A 26,003-nucleotide genomic window follows, 5' to 3' on the forward strand; every position below is an offset into this window, starting at 1 on the left:
TACGGAACTACACTGTAAATGACTACATATATCATTTAAACCAGTAAATATATTGGTAATTTACTTATGGACATTTTTTTTAGAAATAACATTAGTATTGTTATTGAGCAACTAATAAGATTGTCCACAAATGAAACAATATCGTATCAAATCTATTCGATTACAAACCGGTGAGCGGTTACCGCTTCTCATAGATTCAAGTGGAATACCACTCTTTGAGCCTACGGTATTTGCTATCTCTGTATTGCGTGGACGCAACCTCGCCTCTAACACAATTAAACAAGCGCTTCGTGGGGTGATGGTGCTACAAACAATGCTAGATAGAGAGAGCATTAACTTAGATCGGCGCTTTGAGCAGGGTGAATTTCTGACTTATGGAGAAATCGACCGCTTAGTCGCATTAACAAAACTTGAAATGGACGCAATCTGGGAAATAGATAAACCTATTGGTCAACCACGCAAGATGATTTCGTTAGAACAAGCAAGATTGAATCTAACCAGAAAAAAAGCAATGGGCGAGGTAGAACCTGGGACTTCGGCAATCCGACTAATTTATATCCGCAAGTACCTTGTTTGGTTTGCAAACAGTCGGATTATGAGGATGCATCAAGGTTCGAACAGAAGCGACATGATCGAATTGCGAGATCTTGTACTAAGTGCAATTGAGGAGCGCACTCCTTCGTCTAGAGGTCGCAGCGGAGAACCAGAACGTATGGGACTCACTCCTGAATCACAAAAAATCCTTATGGAAATCATTGAACCAGACCACCTGAATAACCCATGGGATACTTCGCATTCCAAGGAGCGAAATGCTTTGATCGTCCATATGATGATTGAACTCGGCCTACGAAGGGGTGAATTGCTTGGCGTGAGGATTAACGATATAAAAAGCAATGAACTCTACGTGGCTAGGCGACCAGACGATGAACTCGATAGTCGACTAGACGAACCCAATGCAAAAACTAAAGCCAGACCAATTCCGCTTTCACGAGCACTTTCGCAGCGAATCTATGAGTATGTGAATGGTACGCGCTATGCAATCAAAGCGGCGCGAAAAAAACCAATGCTAATTGTTTCAGAAGAAGGTCAGGAACTCTCGCTCAGTTCTGTTAACAAGCTTTTTGTTCCTCTCCAGCAATCATCGTCATTACTAAACTTTCTTACTCCTCACATCCTGAGGCACACCTTCAATGACAATTTGTATGAATCACTTGATAAGGCTGGAATGAGCCAGGTGGAAATAAGGAAAGCTATGATTCGCCTTAATGGGTGGAGCGATAACAGCAATAGTCCAGACTACTACACAAAACGTTCGACTATGCGCAGGGCTCATTCTGCACAAATTACATATCAGAACAATATATCCATGGTTGAAAAAAATGAAGTCTGCCGCTAAAAAGTTTCTCGCAACCTTTCCAAATGACCTTCCTGAGGTTGCCCACACAAAGTCTGGAATTGAATACAATCCTCGTCTTCAGCATTGGAGAATCAGAGATCAACTTTCAACCTCTAACTTTAACTTTGACTTGTTGCCGCCACAAGCTGAGCCATTGATCTTTGGGTTGAAATATACCCTTATCAATCTATTGGGAATAAGGGCAAGCAATACCATTTATCGAGAATTTCATTCTTTTATAGCACTCACTCGATTCATAGTCTCTGAAAAATCAGATTTCATCAACACAATCAGTGTTGTTGACATCCAAAACTTCATGGCGAGTAGCAAAACAGCATATAAGTACACACAGGGTTGCAGGATGTTGCTCCGCAAGTGGTGCAATTTGGGGGTGCAGGGAATTGATCCTAATTTAAATCCCCTGTTAGCCAAAATCAAGATTAAACGCCCACCCGATATGATTGCAGTCTCAACGCTGTGCCCAAAGAAGGGGCCGTTTACTGATCTCGAATTCGAGTCCATTGACCAGCAAACCAACGAGTCATATGCTGATGGCAAATGGAACGAAGCCGATTATTTCCTAGTTAAACTTTTGATGGCGCTAGGTGCACGCCCAATCCAATTTGCGGCTCTTAAGCTGGTAGATTTTCATACACCCGAATCTGAAGGTGCTGACTACTGGCTAAACATGCCGATTGCCAAACAGACGAACACTATCGCTCGTGACAAATTTATGCCATGCCTGCTTGGCCGGCATCTTGGAGAACCCCTTTATTTGTACGTGTTGTCAGTGTGGCAACAGTACAAGGACATACTTCCTGACCCTTGGCAAGCACCGCTATTCCCAGCATTAGAAATTAAGAAAGATCCTGACCCAAAAGGGTTTGAGTTTCACTTTACAAACCAAGACATCATAACTCGTATCATGGCATTGTTTGATCGTCTTGCTGTCCCGTCGGAGAGACTAGAAAGTGCTATGAAAGTTAGTGCTCGTCGTTTTCGCTATACCTACGGCACTCGTCTAGCGGAAGAAGGGCATCCGGTTCAAGTTATAGCACGCTGTCTCGGGCACACACAAAATTCAACCGCACAGGTGTACATCGCCTTAACACAGCGACTAATGGACAAAATTGATGCAGCAACGGCGTATGCCATGGCACCTCTTGCCAAGGCGTTTATGGGACGGCTGATCTCCGGTGAAGATGAAGCCTCCCAGCCAAACCGTTCGAGCCGGATAATCGACTTTCGTGTGGACCAAAGTGGCAGTGGGATGGGCAGTTGCGGGCAACATGGAGATTGCAATTTCTGTAAACCGATTGCCTGCTACCCTTGTAATCGCTTCGAGCCATGGCTAGATGGACCTCATGAAGAGGCACTGGCCTTTATGCTAGCCAGGCGCGAGGCATTAATCAAAACCACCGATCTTAGAATTGCCAGTATCAATGATCGCGCAATCCTTGCTTGCGCCGAGATCATCTTACGTTGCAGAGAACTCAACAGACAGCATCCATGAACAATATTCTAATCATCCCTTCGCGTTCAGAGCTTGATGCTAAAGCGTCACTCGAGCTATTTGTTAAAAATAACCGACTTATAAAACCATTAGGCTATGACCAATCATTCGAAAGTAACGCCTGGGGATTTGGGCATATGTTTCCTAAGAATAAGGCCAAGTCTGAGAATAGGTTGCACTTCACCCGTCTAGATATGTATGGAGATGAGCTTTCAACTGGCAAAAAGTACCAAGGCACGCCATTTAATGAACCTTTCCTGTCTTTTGCTAAAGCGATGTTCAATCATTTACACTCAACTAGAGGGCTCGGAAGTGCTGACAGCAAGCTCACAGCCCTAAGGTACATGGAGTATGCACAAAGGACCCTAAATGGTAATTCTGATCCCTGGAGTATTACGCCTCAAGAGTTAAATTTTGCAACTCAGAAGATCGTAGAAAACTATGAATCCGCATACTACATAAGCAATCAGCTTGATTTAATCTACAGGGAAATGGTAGATCAAAGGTTGGTATCACTCCCTACAGTATGGACAACCTTTGTTCCGTCGCCAGAGATACAACGTCGCCGAAGCGATAAGGAGTTTGACGCGGTCCGGAATAAAAGACTGCCATCCCCCGAAGCGCTTTTAGCACTTGCTCATATTAGAAACCACAGCCAAGGCTTTGCTGAACGTTTCATTGGCAACATCACCTACTTGATGTTATGTTCACCTGACCGTATCGTAGAAACGCTAACCTTGCCCAAGAATTGTATTGTCTGGAAGGACGGCTCGAAGAAGCAACGGATGGGCCTAAGATGGTTTCCTGCAAAGAACAACGCACCTTTGGTAAAAGATGTTTTACCTATTATGAAGGATGTTGCCCAAGTTGCGGTCGATGAACTGATTGCCATGACTGATCAAGCGAGGGTAGTGGCGAAATGGTATGAAGAGAACCCCGACCAGATATATCTATTGTCCAAACATGAGCACTTCCGTACTCAGGAATGGCTATCTTATGATGAACTGAATGCCATCCTTTTTGATGGCAAACATACCTCTATTACTGCCTATTGCCACTATCTGAAGTTGAATTTACGCAAATTCGGCAGGACAAATCTGTTGAGATTCCAAGAGGTCGAACAAGCAATTCTTTCTTTGCTCCCTGCCGGGTTTCCTGTCCTCGATATAACCCAAAACCTAAAATATAGTGAAGCTCTCTGTGTTTCCAGACTAAATGAAATGTCTGGTAGAGCTATTTATGTTGGAATGATCCATCCTGTTAATTATTCCCAAGTAAATTCACGGATTTCTGCAAAAACCACTTCCAAAATCCAAAATATCTTCGAGAAACATAATCTTCGCAATCCTGATGGTACTAGGATTCACCTAACTACACATATGCTACGGCACTACGGCAATACTGTGATGCAGGCTGGTGGCCTAGACGAAATGATAATTGCTAAACTCTCGGGTCGAAAAGTGACGACAAACCGTGCCTATGACCATGAGTCGGATCGGGACGTGGTTGACAAAGTTCGTAAAGCCTTAGGGCCAGACTTGGTGTCCAAGGTCGCTAAAGCTATTGGTGACAAAAGTCAGGAAGATAACGAGCTAGTTACTACCGACACGCGTGTGTATAAGTTACGAGCAGAATTCCCAGGCATCAAGGTCATATCGGCACACACCACCGAACTCGGCTATTGCATCCACAACTTTGCAAGCGAGCCCTGTCCGCTACATGGCGATCATATCCATTGCGAAAAGTCTGTCTATATCAAAGGGGACAGCGAGTGTGAGCACAAGGTACGTTTCTTGCACAAGGAAACGGAAACCTTATTAGATATTGCCCATAAAGCGTTGACTGAGGAAGAATATGGAGCAGATAAGTGGGTGTCTGGTTACGAAAGCGTGCTTGAACGCACTACACAAATTATAGGTTTCTTTGAAAATACAGAAATCGTCGATGGCGCTGGAATTGTGTTGGCAGGCCCCAACGGGGCGAGCAGAATACTTCAATCAATGGAGCTGCGCCTCGAAAAACACGGCTCGGTATGCGGCATTAATTTCCAATCACTGGACGAGCTTAAGCAATACCTAGAAAACCAATCAACTAAAATAGAGAATAACCATGCCTAAATTAACTAGTTCTAGAGCACCCAATCTGGATGATGCGACAATCGAGCGCATCGTTCAGATTCTTGATGGCTGGAGCGGTAAGCTTAGCTGGAAATTATTCATAGAGGCTATCACCATACAGCTGCACCTGTCATATGCACGTCAGACGTTAAACAATCATGAGCGCATCAGGTCTGGGTTTGTAGCCCGTAAAAAAGAACTTACTGGTCAGGAGCGAAAGAGTAAAAATACCGAGTCTCCTGAGCTTCAACTTGCCGCCCAGCGTATCAAACTTCTAGAGGCGGAGATAGCTCGTCTTACCCGTGAAAACAATACGCTACTAGAGCAATTCGTGCGATGGGCATACAACGCATCAACACGACAGCTCGATCTGGACTTCCTGAATACGCCACTACCATTAATCAACCGAGACAGGACGAAGAAACCAAAGGGCATTAAATCCTAATTTCGAGAAAGCCAGGTCACAAAGTGCATTTGACATACGAGTTTGAATTAAACATTTAATAAAGCAATTCTCGTTTAAATAATTTTCTTACTAAGTTATTTATAGACCATATTCAGACTTTAGCTCCAAGCATATATCTTGAAGCTTGTCCCCTTCTGGAAATAGGGCATCAACTGGAATGGCATGAAAATTCTTTTCCCAAAAGTTGAGGCTATTTAATTCAAATTTGGCTATGAGCCTAACTCCAATATCTAAATTAGGACGTCTTTGCATACGATAAGCTGGGAAACTTCCAACTAAAAATCCCTCTTGAAAATACGGTCTTTGTGCTTCAGGAGGGCAGATACTTAATAATCGTATATTTAATAGTTCACTTTCAACTGAATATGTGATGCTCCCTTCCGGAAAGGTGTTCATTAGAGGATCTGGATGACAGGCCTAGTAGAGACTTGGATAAGCCATTGATTTCAACATTGGCGACATGTGAGTGGGTACATCGAAAGCAAAACTTAACGATTCGCGGCGCGACTGGTACAGGTAAAACCTGGCTAGGAACTGCTATTGGAACCCAAGCATGCAGGCTCGGCATATCGGTGATATACATACGTAGTAATCAGCTGCTTTCAGATATTGCGACAGCATTGGCTGACGGGTCATTAGCCAGCCTGAAAACCAAACTCATTAAACCAGCATTATTAGTTATTGATGATTTTGGACATGGCCAGATAAATATCTCGGTGGGTCATGTTCTATTGGATATTATCGATCAAAGAATGCGCTCAGGCTCTTTACTCTTCACAACTCAATATCCCTTCGAGCAATGGCATGATTTGTTTCCTGATCCAACACTAGCAGACGCTATATTGGATCGCGTGGTACACCAATCGCATGTTCTGCATTTGAAAGGTGAGTCTATGCGGAAATTGCGTGCAAAGAAAAAGTTGACTGATCGCTAACCTAGTTCGCCCATACCCAAATTGCCACCAATATTGCAGTTTGGGTATATAACTTCTATAAGTTAAATTACAAAACATTATTCAAAATAAATATTATAAAAAAAATCACAAGAAGGCTTGAAATTCCTACAAGCACCCCTACATATAGAATATGTGCCGACTTAAAGTACTATATGTTGTAATCATTGCAAGGCACAACTCTCAATCGTAAAGGGGAAGTGAATGTATTGTCAGCAACAGTTCAAAGAGTATTACGAAGAAATTAAGATCAGTGATGAAAAAGCAGGATTGCGTGAGAAACGCACAATCCTGCTAGAGGCCCTTAGTGCAGGCCTTTCGGAAGAAGTCCCAACCTGGACTCACTTCAATCAGGGTAGTTATGCCATGGGCACTGGTGTTATGCCATTGGACGGAAATTACGATATCGATGTTGGTATCGTGTTCGACATGGATAGTACTGAGTACACAGCACTTGAAATTAAAAAAGAGGTGTTCTTCGCTTTAAACAAAGGTAATCGTTCAGTGGAAATCAAATATCCATGCGTTCGAGTTAACTATATGAAGGGCAGCGAGGTAGATTTCCATGTGGACTTGGCAATTTATTGCAAAGAAGATAATGATTATTACATCGCCAAGGGAAAAACCAACTCAGACGAAGACAAAATTCTCTGGGAAGATTCAGCTCCCAAAGAGCTAATCGACTGGGTATATGAGCGATTTAGCGGTGATGACCGTAAGCAATTCCTCAGAGTCATTTCATACCTTAAAAGATGGCGTGATCTTAAACTTGGTCACTCTAACCTTCCAAGTATTGCTTTGACCGTATTTGCAGGCGAGTACTTTGTCCCTAATCATGATGTTTTTAATGACAATAAACCACGTGATTTACTGGCTCTGAAAGACTTAGCTGAAATGATGAAAAATAAACTGGATTGGGGTATGTTCGACATTCACCTCCCGGTTTCACCATTTACAAGTTTGGTAGCCAAACTCACAGAGCTTCAGAAAGAAAACTTGCAAGACAAACTTGAATGTTTAATTTCAGTTTTAAACGAAGCTCAAAGCGAGACTGACACTCATAAAGCTTGTAAAAAACTAGCTAAACAATTTGGTGATGAATTCCCTGTGCCTGAAGCAGAGGCTGCGAAGTCTAATACTCCGCGATCTGTGACTGTCACAGGGAGTTCTGCTTGAAAAAAGCTCATCCTCTTGAAGCACTAGCATCTACTGCTTTGACAAACGTAAAAGCAGTAGATGTCTGCGTGGAAGAATCCACGAGTGCTTTACTGAAGATTAATTTTTCAATCAACGAACTTCCATTACAAATATCGTTTAAGGGTGACTTGATGTTTGAGTTGCCTACAATTTACATTAGAAATCCAGATTACTTCTGGGGGCACCCTCACATTTCACCGTGTGGCAACATCTGCATTTCCGATAGACAAGGTGTAGTTTTCAATCCCGATGATGTGGATGGTGTAGTTGAGTTTGTCGTCAAATCCGCACTAGTAATTATTGAGGATGCCAATAAACTAACCGCATCTGAAAAACTTCAGGCATTTGCCAATGAGCTTCAGGATTATTTATCCGAGAGATTTGTTACTGGCAATCGGATGATTGAAGGTGGATTTGGATCAGCTGATTCAGTCTTTTTCAATGTGAATGTAGGCAAGAAAGAGCATTCACTAGTTTCGATTACCGCTTCAGGTCAAGCAACTGCTGGGAAGCAAGCAACTTTTCATACGGCCAATGTCATTAAAACTAGCATTGAACGCATACCCTCCATGGGCTCAAAGCCAGATATTAACTGGTTGAAATCTTTCTTAAATAATCATCCTGATTTGCAGTTATCAAAAAAAAGAATCGGGGGATTAGTAATCAGGGTAGCCAATGTCTTTGGTTATTCAAATTTCGCCATCTCATTTGTAAGAAGTCAGAATTCTGAGATATCCCAACTGAATTTTTATGCAGTCAAAGAATTAAGTCCCTACTACTATGCTCAGCGTGGTGGAACTGAAATTAAAGATATTCGGGTTGCTATTGCTGGAGTCGGGGCAATCGGTTCAAGAGTAGCTGAGTTGTTGTGTATGTCTGGAATCACAAACCTTTGTTTGATTGATAGCGATATATTCACCAACGACAATGTTTACAGGCATGTACTAGGCAAACAACATGTAGGTAAAAATAAAGTAAGTGCTTTAGCTGAACACCTAAAACAGAGGTTTCTTGAACTTACTATTCATCCGGTTCCTGAGAGTCTGGAAAGCTATTTTGCCTCTGGCCTGCCTGATATCGACTGTTTGATATTGACTACCGGCAACATGATTTTGGAGCGTTATCTTGTAAAACGCGCAAAAAATGAGGGGTGGCCGTTTCAAATCGTATGCGGATGGGTGGAGGCTTTGGGGCTCGGTGGCCATGCAATATCGATGGCAGCTCAGGAGAAAGGATGTCTGGAGTGCCTTCACATCGTTGACGGAAATGCACCTGGTAATTTATCTCGCACCTCATATTTAGAGCCAAATCAGAAAATTACAAAAAACTTGATGGGATGCATAGGATTTTTACCATACTCTGGCTTGGACGCCCTCAAAAGCGCTCAATTGATTACGGATTTCGTGCTTTCCCAAAGGACTGGTTACAGCCGCTGGATCGGTCCGGAAGATAATGCTATTACGAATAATATTAAAACGTCTGAAGTTTATAAAAATGCGCTGGGCGCAAATTCAAAGCTTGTTTTTACAAGTACTGATATTTTTGAAGGCAACTGCCCATGCTGCAATACATAAGTAATGATAGGGCCTACTTCGAGTTCAATAAGGTTAAAGGAAATATTGACTCTAAAGTGATTAATCAATTCAGAAGCTATAAGCAGAATCGAGTCTACTCAAAGGAAGCAGGCGGGCTTTTGTTGGGCTACATTGATCAATTCAGCCATGGTTTATTAGTTGAGTTATGTACTGTCCCATGCTTTGGCGATAAGCGCTCTCGATACTCATTTTATAGAGGTAAAGGCCATCAGAAAAAGGCTGATAGATGGTGGAAAGATACCAACTCTAAAGGTACTTGTTTAGGAATTTGGCATACGCACCCGGAAGAGATCCCCACTCCATCCTCTGTCGATAATGCAGATTTTAGAAAGATATTGAGTACTTCAAATTCGATATCTCCAAATTTACTTTCGATCATTGTAGGAACGGAAAAATTTGGTGTGTGGGTAGGAAATAAAAATCTTGAAATTCAATTAGTGGGGTATTTAACGATATGAAATACTTTTTATTGATAGTAGATTTAATCAAATTTTTTAGGCCTTCTTTTGCTGGAACACTCGTGAAGTGTGGGGTTGCATTAGAAGTCCTTGCCTTTGGTGGTTATAAATTAATCTTTGAATATGACCGTTATATAAACAATGGGCATTTAGCCGTCGGTATAAATACTTCGGACACTTCTGAAATTGTCCTCTATATCATAGGCGTATTCGGAGCCCTATTAATGATTGGTGGCTTTTGGATTGGTATAAAAGATTGGGTAACTCTTCGACGTAATAACGCTAGGAAGAAAAATATCATCATCGAGCTTCGCGGATTGTCTGCAACGCTCAATCAAAGTTTAAAGTCCTCAATCTCTAAGACAATGATTGGTCAGGTAGATGAGGTCCTGGTCGAGATCGGCCAGCATGTGACTGCGGGCACATCTTCAGAGTTAGAAAAGGCCCTAGACAAGGTTAATAACATACACTCCAGAATTGAAACTGCCATAGCAGGTAAAGATCCTGGCGATGTTTCCATTCATGCAGGTACAGTTGCCCCGACCCCATTTCAATTTTTATTTGGTGTAATTCTGGATGATGAATTCAGTCCTAACGTATGGGAATATGAACGCCTGAAAGATGAATGGCAAACTTTAGATCAGAATGAGCCATCGATTGTAGTTAACGAGCAAATTGATCCCAGAATTTCCAGTCAAGATACTGAGGTTGTCGTTGCAGTGGCGGCTACTTTTGCAGTTTTGGATTCAACCATTTCGAATACATGGCCTAATCTCAAAGTGGCTAAAATCGAGAATCCGACTGCAACACCTAATTCCATATGGACTGAAGCAGATCAAGTACAGATTGTTGAAAGTTTTTTGCGCGTTATGGCGTTACTAAAAAATCGGGGAGTTAAGAAGGTGCATTTAGCGCTAGCTGCCTCGCCATCAATTTGTATAAGGTTAGGCAGACATTTTGATCAACGCAATCTCCCTGAAGTCACTGTATATCAATTTGACAGAAGCTCAAATCGATACACTTGGGGTGTAGAAATTGCATCAATCGGAACACAAATTGACCCCAAAAAAGGAAAGTTAGTACAACCCAACTAGTGTCGAACTTAAATTGTGGAGGGGTGTTATTTTGAAAAACCTTATCGTATCTAATCGCAAATGAAGAGCTAAAGTTAGATGATCTCCAAAAAAAAATATGCGATGAATTAAAAGCAATTAATCGCACTTAAGCTACATTCCTACTCATCCAATCAATTGATTCATTGAAATACAATCAGTTGAGTCTCAGCAGTTCAATTGGTATTCCACCTGTTCTAGATATAAACTACAAATCCCTTAAATTGCATTTCAGCTGACAAGGGAATTAAAAGGCATTATTCGTGAGTAGTAATTTATTATTAGTTTTCTGGGCATTCTTGCTCGTGCTTTTAAATGGTTTTTTTGTAGCCGCTGAATTTAGCCTGGTTAAATTGCGCAGCACGCGTGTGAATGCCATTGCAAAGAATCTGGGATGGCGCGGCCGGATGCTGGCAAAGGTACATAGTGATTTAGATGCTTATTTATCCGCTTGCCAATTGGGCATCACGTTAGCTTCGTTAGGTTTGGGCTGGGTAGGTGAGCCCGCTTTTGCTGCTTTAGTTGAACCTGCATTGGTGAGTATTGGGGTAACAAATCAACAGTGGATACATGGAATTGCCTTCGTCACTGCTTTTTTCACCATTTCATATTTACACATTGTGGTCGGTGAATTAGTGCCAAAGTCCTTAGCCATTCGTATGGCCGAGCGCATAGGTTTGTTGACTTCTCCGGGCCTATTCACTTTTTATTGGGTTATGTTTCCTGCCATCTGGGTATTGAATAAAAGTTCTAATCTGGTCATTAAGGCTTTGAAATTAGAGCCCAAAGAAGGGCACGATACACATTACTCCCCTGAAGAGCTTAAGATCATTCTAAGGAGCTCTCGTCCTAGTGCTGAGTTTAGCGCATCAGAATTGAAAGTATTAGCGCAGGCAATTGATTTCCGGCAACTTAAAGTCTCTGATCTTATGCATCCATTCCAGGAAGCGGCGGTGTTATTGGAAGACGATACGTTCAAAGCACATATGGCGCGTATTGCCCAACATCGTTACAGCCGATATCCACTAGTCTCAAATGAGGGCCAAGTTCAGGGGATAGTGCATATCAAAGATTTGTTTATTACCTTCAGCAAAAATCCAGATTTTAAGGCTATACATAAGATATTAAGGCCAGTGAATCTCGTTGGGCCAGACACCTCAGCAAATGAGCTGTTCCGACGCCTTCAAAAGGGTGCTCCGCACCTCACAATAGTTGGTCATGAGGGCTATCCCCCAATTGGATTTATCACATTAGATAATTTGTTATCTGCGTTGGTAGGAGATATCCGAGATGAATTCCGCCAGTCTCAAAGTGAATGGACAAAGCTTGATGATGGTTCTCTTCTAGGCAAAGGAACTTTGCCTATTAATACTTTAGAGCGTACCTTAGGCATTGATATTGAATCGGTAGAGGCTGATACGGTCGCTGGTTTAATTTTGTGGAAGTTGGCTGAACTACCAGAAGAAGGGCAACGTATACCTTTCGAGAAATTTGATGTTGTAGTCAAGAAAATGCTTGGGCCTAAAGTTTTGCTCGTTCGTATTTATCCTAAACATCAGCCACAACCAAATACTCACTGATAAAGCATATTTTAGATATTGTCATGGGCGCTAGAATAAAATTATAATGAAGGCATGGGGATTAAGCAGCCTCCCCGTTTCAAGACGATTTCCGTCCAAGGTCTGCTCAAATCTTGGGACATCCCACGAAATGAGAGCTTATGGACGCGACAAATAGAAACACCTCTTCTCCTACCCCTATTTCCTTCAAAGAAGCTTTCCTGTATTGGCTCAAGTTGGGCTTTATCAGTTTTGGAGGTCCTGCAGGGCAAATCGCCATCATGCACCATGACCTGGTTGAGAAAAAACATTGGATATCTGAAAAACGGTTCCTGCATGCTCTCAACTACTGCATGTTACTTCCAGGCCCTGAGGCTCAACAATTAGCTACATACATTGGCTGGCTCATGCACCGGACATGGGGAGGCATTGCTGCTGGTGTTCTTTTTGTTTTGCCCTCATTTTTTATTCTTATTGGCCTAGCCTTTGTATATATGGCATATGGTTCTTTGCCTGCAGTAGCAGGAATTCTATATGGGATCAAACCTGCAGTTGTTGCCATTGTTTTATTTGCTTCATACCGAATAGGGTCCCGTGCACTTAAGAACAAAGTGCTATGGGGTATAGCTGCCCTTGCATTCATAGCAATCTTTGCCATCAAAGTGCCATTTCCTATCATCGTGCTCACTGCTGGTGTTATTGGATACCTAGGTGGCAAATATCATCCTCAATACTTCCAGGGCGGAGGCGGACATAGCGCCAGCAAACATGAATATGGCAAAGCGTTGATCGATGATGACACGCCAACTCCTGAACATGCTTTATTCACATGGCAAAAATTTGGACTTGTATTAGCAATAGGGTTAGGAATATGGGCTGTAACAATTTCAGCATTGGCAACTGTTTATGGCTGGGATTCCGCTTTCACACAGATGGGTTGGTTTTTCACAAAAGCAGCACTACTTACCTTTGGTGGGGCTTATGCCGTTCTACCTTACGTGTATCAGGGTGCGGTGGAGCACTACAACTGGCTAACACCGGTCCAAATGATTGACGGTTTGGCCTTGGGAGAAACCACACCTGGGCCATTGATCATGGTTGTAACATTTGTTGGCTTTGTAGGGGGATGGATAAGTCAGGTGTTTGGCGTAAATGCCGTATTTGGTTCCGCTTTCGTTGCTGCTTCCATCGTAACCTTCTTTACTTTTCTCCCTAGTTTTGTATTCATCCTGATGGGCGGCCCTTTCATAGAAACTACGCATGGCAACCTTAAGTTCACTGCGCCGTTGACTGCAATTACAGCTGCGGTTGTCGGAGTCATTCTTAATCTGGCATTTTTCTTTGCATATCACGTATTTTGGCCTACAGGCTTTAGCAGTGGTATTGATTGGCCTTCCCTCGTTTTCGCTGTCCTGTCTTTAATAGCGATCTTCAGATTTAAGGTCGGTGTTATTGCCGTGATTCTTGCATCAGGCCTACTGGGCATGTTGTTGAAACTTAGCTTTTGATTTGTGAAAGGAAAATGATGCAACGACTTAAAACACTGGCTATCGCAACCGCGATGTCTATTCTCACTTCTACGGCAATCGTTGCTGGGCCATCGTTTGATACAGCTTCAATCGAGAAAATTACGGGTTTAAAAGGTCAGTACACCGAAACTGAACAGGTATTCAAGATATCTCGCCCTCGCACGGATGTTCAGGTCAATGTCGATAATTGGAAGATGCCACCTTTTATGGGATTGACCTCTTGGGCAGCGTTCACTTCGGGACAGGATCACCTTATGATGATGGGCGATACTGTTCTGTTCGAAGATGAAGTTAATCCGGTTATGAGTGCAGCATTCGAGTCAGGGCTGGAAGTGACAGCGCTTCATAATCACTTCTTCTTTGATAATCCCAAAGTGTATTTCATGCATATCGGCGGGATGGGAAACGAAATTACGTTGGCCAATGGTGTAAAGCATGTTTACGAGACGATTGATGCCATTAGGAAGGCAAAGCCTGAACCACAGAAGTCCTTCGACGGTGAAATCCCCTCAATCAGTACAATTTCTGCCCCACCACTTGAAGAGCTTTTTGGAAAAAAGGGGGAAAGCAAAGACGGCATGTTCAAAATTTCATTCGGTAGAGCATCTTCCATGCACGGGAAACCGATTGCGAATGCCATGGGTGTAAATACTTGGGCGGCTTTTGCCGGCACCGATGACAAGGCCGTTGTAGATGGTGATTTCGCGATGCTTCCTAATGAAATGCAAGGTGTTCTAAAAACGATGCGTGGGGGCGGAATTAACGTAGTTGCTATTCATCAACATATGACTGATGAAGAGCCGCATTATCTGTTCATGCATTACTGGGGCAAAGGACGAGCTGCCGACTTAGCCAAAACAATACAAAAAGCGATGAAGACTCAAAGTCCATGAGTTTTCAATCATCGTTAACGTAATCATATTTTGAAAGTGAAGGCCTGGTGGACAGGGATACACCAGCCACTGAGCTTTTCCAGCAGCTTCATGCCGAAAGGAGTATGCTTCAAAAGCATTTACTATTGATTAGTGAATGATTCCATTAATGTAATACAGTCCTAAAGGGGGTTGGTTATGAAAGGAATTATTGCTTTAGTAGTTATGGTCTTTACCATTGGATCTAGTTTTGCTCATGCGCATTCTGGGGGAACTGACAAAGATGGGTGTCATCATGATCGAAAAACTGGCGATTATCATTGTCATTGAATAGGCTGAGACTGGAGGAGTAGATGGTTACTTTTAAAATTAAAAGCCCAAAACCACCCAAACCACCTAAGCCCATAGATCGCATGCAGAATATGCAGACGATGCGCCCACTAGGAAAAACTAAATGGGTAAAAGCACATTGGAGATGGGATTACGGGACTCATCAATGGCAATGGGTTCTTGGTCACTGGAGCAAATGATCTTATCGAGTGATGAAAAGCGGCTCAGCACCTTGCTGGCCGCTTTTTTATTGATGATTAGAACTTTTGTATTTCTTTAGGCCATTCGGAATGTATATCATCGATGAAATATAAATGCTCATGGACTCCAGAAGCATTTACTAGTTGCATGTGAGGGTCATCCGATGCTAATTCAGTGTGCTGATGAGGAATCACTTCTAAATCTTGTCTGGGCCAGAACATAATACTTGCCAGGGTGGCTACTCCCGCTAAAACTCCCATGGTGATGAATGTCATGGGTAACCCAGCACCACTTCCAAGCCATCCTGCCATCGGATATGCAATTAGCCAACATGAATGCGACAGGGCAAACTGTGCTGCAAATAAACTTGGTCGATCTTCATCGTGCGATGAACGTCGCAGCAATCGACCTGAAGGTGTCTGCATTAATGAATACCCGACACCTAAAACAAACCACATTGGTAGCATCAAATTATATTGATCAGCAAACGCTCCAAAAGGTAAGCACAGGCTCATCATCCATGCTCCGGTGAGCATGACACTTCTATCTGTTTTATTAATGAGTAACCGTGGGATTAATACCGCAGATAACATAGAACCCGCCCCATACACAGCAAACGCTATCGCGGTGAATGTTTGACTTAATCTAAATTGGCCTTGCACCAACACCACTGTATTGATAATTACCATGGCACTTGCGAAAGCCGCCACCAAGTTTAGAGCCAGCAACCCTCTTAACCGGGGAGTTAACAAATAGATTCGAATGCCTCTGGTGGTTCTTTCATAAATACTACGTTGAATGAGTGGTAAGTTCTTCGGTAATATCACAGAAACGATGAGCGCCGCTGATGCAATGAATCCAATCGTAGTGCCAACAAATATCCCATGAAAACTGACGACTGTTATAAGTACTGCCGCAATCATCGGGCTGGCGACGCTCTCTAAGTCGTAAGCCAGTCTGGAAAGTGACAACGCTTTTATGTAGTCTTTTTCTTCCGGGAGAATATCAGGGATCGTCGCCTGAAATATTGGTGTGAAGGCAGCAGAGGCTGATTGCAGAACAAATATCAGCACATATACCTGCCAAGCTTGAGTGACGAATGGCAACGCTAACGCTACCACTGCTCTGATTAAATCAAGCGTTACTAACAATTTTCTTCTTGGAAAATTGATTGCTACTGCACTAGCAATCGGAGCGACCAAAATGTAAGCGACCATTTTAATGGCGAGGGCAGTGCCAAGTATTTCGCCAGCATTTCCTCCCGACAAATCAAAAGCCAGGAAACCAAGTGCAACTGTAGCTAGCCCTGTCCCCAGTAAAGCAACAACTTGGGCTAGAAACAGGTGTCGATAAGTGCGATTTTCTAATACTGAAAACATCGAAATCTCCCTATTTATTACGCTTAAGAAGCATGGTGGTTAATGCCGGCAAAACTAAGAGAGTTAAGGCTGTGGCAGACATTAGCCCGCCAATAACAACCGTCGCAAGAGGCTTTTGAACTTCGGCTCCTGTACTGGTGGCAATCGCCATTGGAATAAATCCAAGTATCGCTACCAATGCTGTCATCATTACCGGCCTGAGTCGTTCCATTGAGCCTTCATTCACAGCTTCGTCTACAGGTATACCGGCATCAATACGTTTTTTGATAGCAGAAATTAATACCAAGCCATTTAAAACAGCTACACCCGATACTGCGATAAATCCAACCGCAGCCGAGATCGAGAACGGAATACCTCTGAGTGCCAATGCGAATACCCCACCGGCCATAGCTAGCGGAACCGTCGTCATCACGATTGCTGATAGTCCAATATTGCCAATTGCAAGGTAAATAGCCGCTGCGATCAATAACAGGCATATGGGTACAATCATTGAAAGACGTTCGGTGGCTTCTTGAAGGTTTTGGAACTGTCCACCCCATTCAATCCAGGAGCCAGTGGGTAATTTGACCTCTCGTTCTATGCGTTTCTGTGCATCAGCGACAAAACTACCTAAGTCTCGACCTTCCACATTAGCTTCAATGTAAATACGTCGCTTGCCGTTATCACGGCTTACTTCATTCATGCCTTGGGTAAACTTGAACTGCACCAACTGCCTAAGAGGCACTGAGAATTGCTCACCCCCAACAGAAGTTACGATTGGCAATGAACCGATAATATCCAGATTATTACGCTGTTCAAGTGGCATCCTGATCGTCACATCAAAACGTTTATCTCCTTCAAATATCTGGCCTGAAGGTAACCCGGCCAACGCCGCAGAAACTGTATCAGCAACCTCTTTGACAGTTAATCCATAGCGAGCAATAGCTGCACGGTCAAAGGTGATTTCAAACGTTGGGAATCCACTTGTCTGGGCAACCCGTGTATCAATAGCTCCGGGTGTTTTACGCAACACATTTGAGATATGTTTAGCAGCGAGCGCCAGTTGGTCTACATCATCGCCATATAGTTTTACTGCCACGTCGCTTCGAACCCCACCAATCAATTCGTTAAAGCGCATCTCAATTGGTTGAGTTACATCATAATTGTTGCCAATAATAGGCTCCGTAGCTGTTCTAATACGATCAATGACTTGCTGTTTAGTGGTAATGCCTTCAGGCCACTCTGATTTAGGTTTAAGAATGATGTAGTTATCTGAAGCATTAGGCGGCATTGGGTCGGCAGCTAAACTGGCCGTACCTGCTTTTGAGTAAACAGTTTCTATCTCTGGCAACCTCAGCAATTCTTTTTCTAAAGGCAGATCCAAGGCCACAGATTGCTCAATGGATGTAGAGGCAATCCGCACTGAAGACAGATTGAGATTTTGCTCATCCAATGTAGGCATAAACTCGCTACCTACATTTTTAAAGGTGAATCCTGCTGCGACTAAAACAAGCGCCGCAATGACAATACACATACGTGGAGACGCCATTACTCGATGCAAAAGAGGTTCGTATAAATGCTTTGTTTTCGCTACGAGGAATGTTTCTTTCTCCTGGTAATCGCCTTTGAGAAGTATGGCTATTAATGCAGGTACAAATGTCATGGAAAGTGCAAACGCACATGCCAAAGCCAACATGAGTGTGATTACCATAGGTGAGAACATTTTGCCTTCAACCCCTTGGAAGGTCAGGCAAGGCAAAAACACTAGAAAAATGACTGCTTGACCATAGACCGAAGGCCGGACCATCTCTTTGGATGATGCAATTACCTCCTCTAACCGCTCATTTAATTCAAGTCGGCGGCCAAGATGTTTTTGTCGCTCAGAGAGTCTGCGTAAAGCATTCTCTACAACGATGACTGCGCCATCTATGATCAGGCCAAAGTCTAATGCCCCCAAGCTCATTAAATTACCGGATATATTGAGCGAGTTCATCCCAATAGCACTCAACATAAATGAAATCGGGATAACAAGCGCTGCTATCAATGCTGCGCGCCAATTACCAAGTAAAACAAACAGGACCACTACAACAAGTAAAGCGCCTTCAACAAGGTTTTTAGAGACGGTGGAGATGGTTGCAATCACAAGCTGAGATCTGTCTAACGTTGGAACAATGACAATGCCTGGTGGGAGAGTTTTACCGATTATTTTTAGCTTGTCTCCTACAGCACCGGCAACAATCCTACTATTGGCACCCACAAGCATCAGCGCACTGCCAACTACTGTTTCGTAACCATCACGACTTGCAGCCCCGGTCCGGAGTTCTCCGCCGATACTTACCTTGGCTACTTTCTCAACACTGATTGGAACACCTTGTTTAGTGGTAACTACCGCATGCGATATATCTTCAATCGTTTTGATTCGACCATCTGCTCGGACAAGATAAGCTTCACCTGAACGTTGAATATAATTACCTCCAACGGATGTGTTGTTTTCTTCCAGGGCTTTGCCTAACTGCTGAAGCGATATGCCATAGATAGATAACTTATTAGGATAGGGTTCAACCACGTATTGCTTCACATATCCACCTAGACTATCAACGTCAGCAACACCTGCCGTTGTTCGTAGCTGTGGTCGAATAATCCAGTCTTGAACGGTGCGTAGATAGGCCAGCTGTGAAATACGACCATAAAGACGCTGACCTTCATCGGTGAGGAAGCTTCCGTCTGTTTGCCAACCTGGTTTTCCATCTATTCTGGGGGCATTCTTTCCATCAGGAAATGCGAATTCAACACTGTAATGAAACACTTCTCCAAGACCAGTTGATACAGGACCCATGATCGGTTCGGCACCGTCTGGCAAGTTGGCCCTAGCGAGTGATAGTCGCTCTGCAACCTGCTGCCGCATAAAGTAGAGGTTGGCACTTTCTTTAAAAATGACCGTGACTTGGCTAAAACCATTTCTTGAAAACGAACGGAAATTCTCAACGCCATTCAAACCGGCAATCGCGGTTTCAATGGGATACGTCACGCGTTTTTCAACTTCCACCGGCGTTAATGTTGGCACTACCGTATTGATTTGTACCTGTTTATTGGTAATGTCAGGCGTCACGTCAATCGGTAGTAGATTGAGTTGCCAGGCACCGATCCCAGTCATAATGACTGTAAGAAAAATTACCAGCCATCGGAAGTTAACTGCAAAGTTCAAGATGCTAGTCATCAATCTTCCTCCGGCGCATTTTTAATCATCTCAGCTTTAATCAAGAAAGCATTCTGAGTAGCAACCAAAAGGTTACGGTCCAGTCCAGACAGAATCTGAGCATATCCATTGCCTCTTTGGCCAACGACTACTGGATGGGGCTTAAAGCCGACTTTTGTTTTTATAAACACCACATCCCTACCTTCGATATTCTGGATAGCATCTTCAGGCACAATCATGTCACTTTGATTAGCTGACACGGTATGCAGTCTTACTTGCACGCCTTCGCCGATGACTAGCGATGTGTTTTTATCTTCAAGCGTTAATATCGCCGTGGCTGTTTGATTAGAACCATTGACTGACGGCGTGATAGACCTTACTTTGGCGCTGTACTCTTGATCATTACGACTCAAAATTGTGGCAGAGTCACCAACTTTGACTTTCGAGAAATCTTGCGCAGTGATGAACGCATTAATTTGGATCTGTTTGTCGTTGGCTATACTGAATAGTGGTGTTGCAGGTTGTACAAATGCGCCCACTGTTGCAGTCTCTGCAGTGACTTTCCCATCTACAGGGCTAACAACTAGAATTGAATGACCATCTGGTGCAATATTCGTGGCTCTTGCTAATGACTGAGTTTCTGATGCCTCAGCTTCAGCAACAGTTAGTGCAGATTGAGCAGCCTCCATGTCCTGGCGGGGTGTAACACCTTTTTCAAACAACATGGACTCTCTCGCAAACACTTTCTTGGCGAGTTCTAGTTTCGCAATAGCAGACTTTCTTTCTGCGGTCATGCGAGTGGCTTCCAGGCTATCTACCAGCGCCACGGTTTCACCTGCTTTAACGGTATCTCCCAATCGTTTATAGATTTGCTTGATAGTGCCGGCAACTCTGGCAATGACAGTGGCTTCAGCGCCGGGAGGTGTGGTAACTAGCGCTGGAGCTAATATCTCATTACTTACCTGGCCCACATCGGCCTTAGAGACTTTTATACCGGATGATTCGATAAACTGATCTTGAATCACAATTTCTTTATCAAGCGGCGTTTCAACGGGTGACTCTTTGGAATTTACCGACTCTTTTTCTTGTTTAGCAGGCACGTTTTGATTTTGCCAATTTGCCAGCTTGTAGCCGACTAATAGAAAAACAATCGCTGTCAGTCCCAGCAAAGCACCGATCTTTATTGTCTTAGAGAAACTCATTTAAAATCTCCAAATGCGATGCGCCCTTCGGCGGCAGCTAGGGTTGCCAATGATTTGACGAATGTAAAACTCGCATCAATGGTGGATAGTTTTGCGTCAGTCAGGGATTTACGTGTAAAAAGTAATTCGATGAGGGGTGTTTTGCCCGCTTCGTACCCGGTTTTTGCAAGTTGGTATGCTTGTGTAGCTGCGCGCTCACCTTCCCGGGCTGCCTTAAGTCGCCTCTCTGATGCGTTGACTTGAGCAGTGGCTGCTTGTTGGTTTGCATTAACTTGAAGTTTTGTGGCATTTAAGCGAGCTTCCGCCGCAATGGCTCTCTCATTAGCCGCAGCAATACCGCCTTTATTCTGATCAAATACGGGGATTGCAGATCCAAATCCGATCACAAAGGCTTGGCTGCTGATTCCTTCGAAGTGCCTAACACCAGCACTTATCTCGATATTTGGAATACTTCTTTTTTCTTCAACTGTAACTTGGGAAAGTAGGGCCTCATGTTCAGCCTGTGCTCTGCGAATTGCTGGTGAAGTTTCTGAATCATCTTTTTTTGCACGATTTTCAGAAAGTATTCTTGAGGTAAAACTTTCACCCAATCCTGTATATGTCGAAGTGGAACCTGCCAATGCGGATAATCGCACCATCGCTTCTATGAAGTTAGCTTCAGCAGCTTGAAATGAAGCTTCTGCTGCTGAAAGATTTGCCTGCGCTTGAGAGACACGTAAGCTTGCTTCCCTACCAGATTCAACTAATGTTTTTGCAGCATTGGTATCGTCGTTGGCTCTGGAAATGTCATTTTCTGCTACTTTCATTCGCTCATGCATTGCCTCTGTCATGGCATAAGCAGTAGCGAGCTCCGCTGCATACAAGACTTGTATTTCCTGGTCACGTGTTTCAGCTACTAATAGATCTTTTGATCTTGCTTCGATTCGTGCAGCACGCTTACCGCCTATTTCAAATGGCTGAGTTAAGAGAACTGTATGCTGGATGTAGTCGGCTCTTGTGTTTAGGTTTTCGCTGAGACCGCTGATAGAAGGATTTAAGTAAGCTTTAGCTTGCTGAATATTCGCGGTTGCTGCACGAATATTTGCTGACTGCTCAAGTAAGATAGGCGCTTGAGAAAGTCCTTGGCGCAGTAATACACCAAATGATGGCACATCTTCAGCATGTGCTTGTATGAAGCAAAGCAAGCTTGCATGGATGAGTAAGTTATATGCGCTGAGCCGATATTGGCACAGTACCTTTGAAGAAAAAATCATGGAAAAGCCCCTGCATGTTGATTAAATAAACGTGCAAAGCGCCCAGCAAGAATTACTTGCCGGGCACTTAGAGGGCTTTAAAAGGGGGCTTTAAGGGCGGGGAATTAGATGGATTATAGTAGACCACTGGGAAGTAAAGCGGAGCCACACTTGCCAGTTGATTGAGGAATACTTTTGGAGCTGCCATTGGTATTGATACCAAATTCAAGCCGTGCTCAAAATCTATCATGTGAGCCACAGATTGTTGAGACTCATCTTCATGAGAGTCGCCATCTTCATCATGATGATGCGCAACATGATCAAAATGCTCAATCATGTGAATCACAGTTTTTTCTTCTGTACTTTCCGAACTCAACATATGTGCGAAATCTGCCGTAGCCGCATAGAGCGGTTGCAGTGTCACTATTGATATAAGTAGTAAAAGGAAAAGGTTTTTCATGATGCAATCCTCATTCTACTAAGAATAAGGGTATGTTAGTAAGTAGTTAATCGATTTATTATTCAATTTGAATAAATTATAAAACTCTAGTGTGTAACAACTAATGGCGAAATTCTATTATTCGTATTACACCTAATTGTGACTATGTATACTTGTATCCACAATAAACGAGCGCATTTGTAGACTATCCAAGATATTGATTTCTGGTATGTCACTAAGAATCCCGGAGCGCTTCAGAATTCGCCAAGGCGACACCATAAACTTCTTTGTGTAGTAGATGCATATACTCCAGACGCTAAATATCATACTAAGCGCTATAAGAACTTTCCATGGAGATGAGGGGGCTTCGCTGACAGCGAGTATATTCAACCCACAAACAAAACTGATGACTAGTAAAATAACATAACCAAAAATAGCGATAAACTGTCAGGCATCACAAAAACTTGATTCTGTTTAACTCTGATTTGACCAGAACTAATCAATTTTTCGACCTCCAGGGGCCAATATACCTAGGCTCTTTATTAGTAGTTTATAAAAGGGGCTTGGGTGGTCAACTGAACAATTGCAGCAGCACTGCGCCACTCAATTGGAATCACTGCTCCACTTGAACTGGAATGGGTGCTCACGAGATATTGGAATTGATGCTCATCTCATAATGGCGAACACACGTCTTGAAGTGGTTATACAAAGTCACACTTAAAGTGATGCTGATGGATGGTGATTTGGTTGGGAAATCTAAAATAATGATTTCTGAGATATTTTAATTTCAGGTGCAGAGTAATCAAGATAGCCATCTCTACTCAATTTCAGCAACTCCTTGGCATTGTCATGTTTAGCATTTAGCCACTGAGTAAAATCTTTATCTTCCACTACTACCACTGAACGCTTTTCATCTTTTGGCTTGTGAAAGCGACTCATTAATGGATGCTCATCTGCATTTACTGTCAGCATCGAGAATGAAAAAGTCACTTCCCCGGTATCCTGGTTTACAAACCTTTCCCAAATAGATGCGATTGCTGTTGGTTCTCCATCAGATCTGAAAATGCCTGCTGGCACCCAGTTTTTACCACTTGCATCATATAAGGGTTCGTAAAACTTATTCGCTAGCACTAAGCCAAACTTGCATTTCCGCCATGGTGAAGCATATGAATGAGTTGTGTGAACTGTTTCAGTGCGGGCATTGTATGTGTGACGGCCATGACGTTTTTTATCTTTGGCCCATGGAGGTACCAACCCAAATTGCGCTAATTCACATTTGACTTGGCCATCATCCAGATACACAAAGGGTACTGGAGCGGTCGAATATACATTCGCATCCCAATCGCCTTGAGGCAATTCACATTTAAAGTGCTCGTTAACCCAACTGGATTTATTAATCTTGATAGGATCAAAGTTGCTACACATAGTTGAAATTCTCAATCACAGATAGTTAACATATGTTAATAACATTGGTTTAATATAGCTGTAGAGGAAAACTATAAATCATAATACCAATAAGGGTGTGCAATATGAATCAGAGAGATCTGTATGCATCACTAAACTATGCTGGTTGTCAGATTCTGACCTTCGAGGACTACCCAGCAGATCACGGAAGCTGGAGGGTGAATTTCTTGTTTAAAAATTTATCTTGTGAAGTTAACTGCAACCGTAGAGACAACTTGATCACCTTCATCTCAAAAAGCGTTTCAACTGGGCACTGCTCAAATACCGTTTCAAGTAAAAAGCTAGTTTCTGACCTCATGGAAATTGGAAAGATGAATGAGTGGATACGCACGCTTAAGACTACTCAAACCAATTCAAAAAGCGAAGCTAGATATGAAACACATGCTTGAAATAGTCCTTTTGCTGGTTTTACTAAATCCATTTACTTCTAGTGCTACTGAGGTTACAGATTGCTTTGATAAGGCTTATGCACATTCTGATAATGGTGGACTTGGTTTGAATCGCGGTCAGGCCATTGAGTTATGCAATGGAGCTAAAAATGCGACAGAAGTTTTAGTATGTTATGCCATTGCATGGCAGCATCCTGATAAAAACGGTCTAGGTTTGAATCGTGGGCAAGCAATCAGGCTTTGTAAACGTGCAACGAACACAGAAGAAATCGTAGAGTGTTTTCTTAAAGCGTGGACTCATAAGGATGATGGTGGCATGGGCCTCCATCTTGGTGGTGCGGTAGACTTGTGTAAACAGTCACCCATGGAGTAATTGAAATATCTAAGGTGAAAAACCACTTACAAATTAAATGTCTTCTTGCCCCTTAGCCGGCATATTCTCAAAAATGTCTGAATCAGGATGTGGATCTGCCCTCAAATCACATTGATCAAGCATCTCCTTGAGAGTAGGTACTTTTTGAGCTGTCTAGCTAGGCTCACTATTTCCAATCAGCTTTTTTATACCATCGGCCCTCAATATCACCGTCAAAGCTTCCGCTAAAGCAACCGGGTCATTTTCTGCAAGGGTATCTTTTAAATAAAGCATCACATCTTCAGCGTCATTAATATAATCGGCGGGATCAAACTCTTTGAGCCCTGAAACACTAATGTTCGTGTTTTGATTAGTTGTCACTAAAGGAAGAAAGTCGAGCATGAGTTCAGGCCAAATGCCATTATGCGATTTAACAAATGACTCAACTTGCTTAAGACCTTGAGGCGAAAACAGAGCATAGAACTGATCCCAATTAAGGACTCCAAGCTGGCTAGCAACGTATTTTTCACCTCGTTCGTGCTTATGGAAGTCGTCCAAAATACTTTCTAAAGCTTCTTGTGGTGTTTGACCAACATTGATTTGAATTGAGAATTCCATTTTCACCTCACTAACTCATAGTATTTCTCTTCCAACTACTTGCCCAAACGAGATGCGTTCATGTTGGTTTCTTCAGTTACATCTGAAATTAAATCCCGCAATGTGTAACCATTTCCATCTGAAGCTTTATTCCCGGCTTCTTCACTAAACAAACCCGATAACACCCTCAATGAAATACCATTTGGTAGCCGCTGAGCAACATTAGCCCAGTGCTCAGTAGTAGAGAATTCATCGTCTTTGGGATGTGAAATTTCAAGCACTTCTTTGAACATTAAAAGTGAACGATGAATCAAATCCTCTATTGAGTTAGCACCGACAATCTTCATCATCGAAGTAGCTGTTTCCAGGCTAACTGAATATTCAGTGTCTTCCTCAAATACAACAGTGAGTTGGTTATCGTTATCTTTCATCACTTAACTTCTTCAGATCAGATGTTTTCCTCTTAAGGGATATGC

The 26,003-nt window shown here is 42.9% G+C and carries 23 protein-coding genes; 14 read left to right on the plus strand and 9 right to left on the minus strand.

Features of this window, described 5'->3' with window-relative positions:
- The first annotated feature begins 130 nt into the window (after window positions 1-130).
- From ACTS9Y_RS16075 to ACTS9Y_RS16090, 4 genes are read left to right on the plus strand one after another with little or no spacing between them, the layout of a single operon-like run.
- Window positions 131-1,396, plus strand: coding sequence for a site-specific integrase (locus ACTS9Y_RS16075; protein WP_442583974.1), 1,266 nt, complete (start codon window positions 131-133; stop codon window positions 1,394-1,396).
- Entirely contained in the window at window positions 1,380-2,909 is a 1,530-nt protein-coding gene (locus tag ACTS9Y_RS16080) for a site-specific integrase (RefSeq protein ID WP_442583973.1), read from the plus strand. Before ACTS9Y_RS16075 ends, ACTS9Y_RS16080 begins: the two co-directional genes overlap by 17 nt.
- The gene (locus ACTS9Y_RS16085) at window positions 2,906-5,026 is read left to right on the plus strand and encodes a hypothetical protein (protein WP_442583972.1); all 2,121 of its coding nucleotides are present in this window, start codon (window positions 2,906-2,908) and stop codon (window positions 5,024-5,026) included. The genes ACTS9Y_RS16080 and ACTS9Y_RS16085 overlap by 4 nt, the downstream gene beginning before the upstream one ends.
- Window positions 5,019-5,471: a hypothetical protein gene (locus ACTS9Y_RS16090; protein WP_442583971.1), complete on the plus strand. Its 453-nt coding sequence runs from the start codon at window positions 5,019-5,021 to the stop codon at window positions 5,469-5,471. The genes ACTS9Y_RS16085 and ACTS9Y_RS16090 overlap by 8 nt, the downstream gene beginning before the upstream one ends.
- A 99-nt stretch (window positions 5,472-5,570) precedes the next feature.
- Here the strand turns inward: ACTS9Y_RS16090 and ACTS9Y_RS16095 are convergent, their stop codons facing one another.
- Window positions 5,571-5,888: a hypothetical protein gene (locus ACTS9Y_RS16095; RefSeq protein WP_442583970.1), complete on the minus strand. Its 318-nt coding sequence runs from the start codon at window positions 5,886-5,888 to the stop codon at window positions 5,571-5,573.
- A 32-nt stretch (window positions 5,889-5,920) separates the two neighbouring features.
- On the opposite strand from ACTS9Y_RS16095, the gene ACTS9Y_RS16100 reads away from it, so the two are divergent.
- The 9 genes from ACTS9Y_RS16100 (at window position 5,921) to ACTS9Y_RS16140 (ending at window position 15,097) form a co-directional block, all read left to right on the plus strand.
- Window positions 5,921-6,427: an ATP-binding protein gene (locus ACTS9Y_RS16100; protein WP_442583969.1), complete on the plus strand. Its 507-nt coding sequence runs from the start codon at window positions 5,921-5,923 to the stop codon at window positions 6,425-6,427.
- A 222-nt stretch (window positions 6,428-6,649) separates the two neighbouring features.
- Window positions 6,650-7,621: a cyclic GMP-AMP synthase DncV-like nucleotidyltransferase gene (locus tag ACTS9Y_RS16105; RefSeq protein ID WP_442583968.1), complete on the plus strand. Its 972-nt coding sequence runs from the start codon at window positions 6,650-6,652 to the stop codon at window positions 7,619-7,621.
- The gene (locus ACTS9Y_RS16110) at window positions 7,618-9,216 is read left to right on the plus strand and encodes a ThiF family adenylyltransferase (protein WP_442583967.1); all 1,599 of its coding nucleotides are present in this window, start codon (window positions 7,618-7,620) and stop codon (window positions 9,214-9,216) included. The genes ACTS9Y_RS16105 and ACTS9Y_RS16110 overlap by 4 nt, the downstream gene beginning before the upstream one ends.
- Window positions 9,201-9,695, plus strand: a complete 495-nt coding sequence (locus tag ACTS9Y_RS16115) for a Mov34/MPN/PAD-1 family protein (RefSeq protein ID WP_442583966.1) — start codon at window positions 9,201-9,203, stop codon at window positions 9,693-9,695. The genes ACTS9Y_RS16110 and ACTS9Y_RS16115 overlap by 16 nt, the downstream gene beginning before the upstream one ends.
- The gene (locus tag ACTS9Y_RS16120; RefSeq protein ID WP_442586886.1) at window positions 9,692-10,789 is read left to right on the plus strand and encodes an SAVED domain-containing protein; all 1,098 of its coding nucleotides are present in this window, start codon (window positions 9,692-9,694) and stop codon (window positions 10,787-10,789) included. The genes ACTS9Y_RS16115 and ACTS9Y_RS16120 overlap by 4 nt, the downstream gene beginning before the upstream one ends.
- Window positions 10,790-11,070: 281 nt before the next feature.
- Window positions 11,071-12,387: a hemolysin family protein gene (locus ACTS9Y_RS16125; RefSeq protein WP_442586887.1), complete on the plus strand. Its 1,317-nt coding sequence runs from the start codon at window positions 11,071-11,073 to the stop codon at window positions 12,385-12,387.
- Window positions 12,388-12,527: 140 nt separating this feature from the next.
- Entirely contained in the window at window positions 12,528-13,874 is a 1,347-nt protein-coding gene (gene chrA, locus ACTS9Y_RS16130; protein ID WP_442586977.1) for a chromate efflux transporter, read from the plus strand.
- A gap of 14 nt (window positions 13,875-13,888) precedes the next feature.
- On the plus strand, window positions 13,889-14,788 hold the full coding sequence (locus ACTS9Y_RS16135) for a DUF1259 domain-containing protein (RefSeq protein WP_442586978.1): 900 nt from the start codon (window positions 13,889-13,891) through the stop codon (window positions 14,786-14,788).
- Between the two features lie 204 nt (window positions 14,789-14,992).
- A complete protein-coding gene (locus tag ACTS9Y_RS16140) occupies window positions 14,993-15,097 on the plus strand; it encodes a YHYH domain-containing protein (RefSeq protein WP_442586984.1) in 105 nt (34 codons plus the stop codon).
- Window positions 15,098-15,354: 257 nt separating this feature from the next.
- Here the strand turns inward: ACTS9Y_RS16140 and ACTS9Y_RS16145 are convergent, their stop codons facing one another.
- From ACTS9Y_RS16145 to ACTS9Y_RS16170, 6 genes are all read right to left on the minus strand, one after another.
- On the minus strand, window positions 15,355-16,677 hold the full coding sequence (locus ACTS9Y_RS16145; RefSeq protein ID WP_442586979.1) for an MFS transporter: 1,323 nt from the start codon (window positions 16,675-16,677) through the stop codon (window positions 15,355-15,357).
- Between the two features lie 10 nt (window positions 16,678-16,687).
- Window positions 16,688-19,873: a CusA/CzcA family heavy metal efflux RND transporter gene (locus ACTS9Y_RS16150; RefSeq protein WP_442586980.1), complete on the minus strand. Its 3,186-nt coding sequence runs from the start codon at window positions 19,871-19,873 to the stop codon at window positions 16,688-16,690.
- Window positions 19,873-21,054 (minus strand): efflux RND transporter periplasmic adaptor subunit, encoded by a 1,182-nt coding sequence (locus ACTS9Y_RS16155; RefSeq protein WP_442586981.1) that lies wholly within the window; start codon window positions 21,052-21,054, stop codon window positions 19,873-19,875. Before ACTS9Y_RS16155 ends, ACTS9Y_RS16150 begins: the two co-directional genes overlap by 1 nt.
- The gene (locus tag ACTS9Y_RS16160; RefSeq protein WP_442586982.1) at window positions 21,051-22,307 is read right to left on the minus strand and encodes a TolC family protein; all 1,257 of its coding nucleotides are present in this window, start codon (window positions 22,305-22,307) and stop codon (window positions 21,051-21,053) included. Before ACTS9Y_RS16160 ends, ACTS9Y_RS16155 begins: the two co-directional genes overlap by 4 nt.
- A 67-nt stretch (window positions 22,308-22,374) precedes the next feature.
- Window positions 22,375-22,746, minus strand: a complete 372-nt coding sequence (locus ACTS9Y_RS16165) for a hypothetical protein (RefSeq protein WP_442586983.1) — start codon at window positions 22,744-22,746, stop codon at window positions 22,375-22,377.
- A 735-nt stretch (window positions 22,747-23,481) separates the two neighbouring features.
- Window positions 23,482-24,150 carry an SOS response-associated peptidase gene (locus ACTS9Y_RS16170; RefSeq protein ID WP_442584242.1) on the minus strand — a complete coding sequence of 223 codons (669 nt, stop codon included), beginning with the start codon at window positions 24,148-24,150 and terminating at the stop codon, window positions 23,482-23,484.
- A 354-nt stretch (window positions 24,151-24,504) separates the two neighbouring features.
- Here ACTS9Y_RS16170 and ACTS9Y_RS16175 point away from each other — a divergent pair, with 354 nt between their 5' ends.
- The gene (locus ACTS9Y_RS16175; protein WP_442584241.1) at window positions 24,505-24,951 is read left to right on the plus strand and encodes a hypothetical protein; all 447 of its coding nucleotides are present in this window, start codon (window positions 24,505-24,507) and stop codon (window positions 24,949-24,951) included.
- Window positions 24,952-25,104: 153 nt separating this feature from the next.
- Here the strand turns inward: ACTS9Y_RS16175 and ACTS9Y_RS16180 are convergent, their stop codons facing one another.
- On the minus strand, window positions 25,105-25,548 hold the full coding sequence (locus ACTS9Y_RS16180; RefSeq protein WP_442584240.1) for a hypothetical protein: 444 nt from the start codon (window positions 25,546-25,548) through the stop codon (window positions 25,105-25,107).
- 35 nt (window positions 25,549-25,583) lie between these two features.
- A complete protein-coding gene (locus ACTS9Y_RS16185; RefSeq protein ID WP_442584239.1) occupies window positions 25,584-25,958 on the minus strand; it encodes a hypothetical protein in 375 nt (124 codons plus the stop codon).
- Window positions 25,959-26,003 lie beyond the last annotated feature (45 nt).

It is taken from the genome of Methylophilus sp. (assembly GCF_052173275.1).
Taxonomy (GTDB): Bacteria; Pseudomonadota; Gammaproteobacteria; order Burkholderiales; family Methylophilaceae; genus Methylophilus.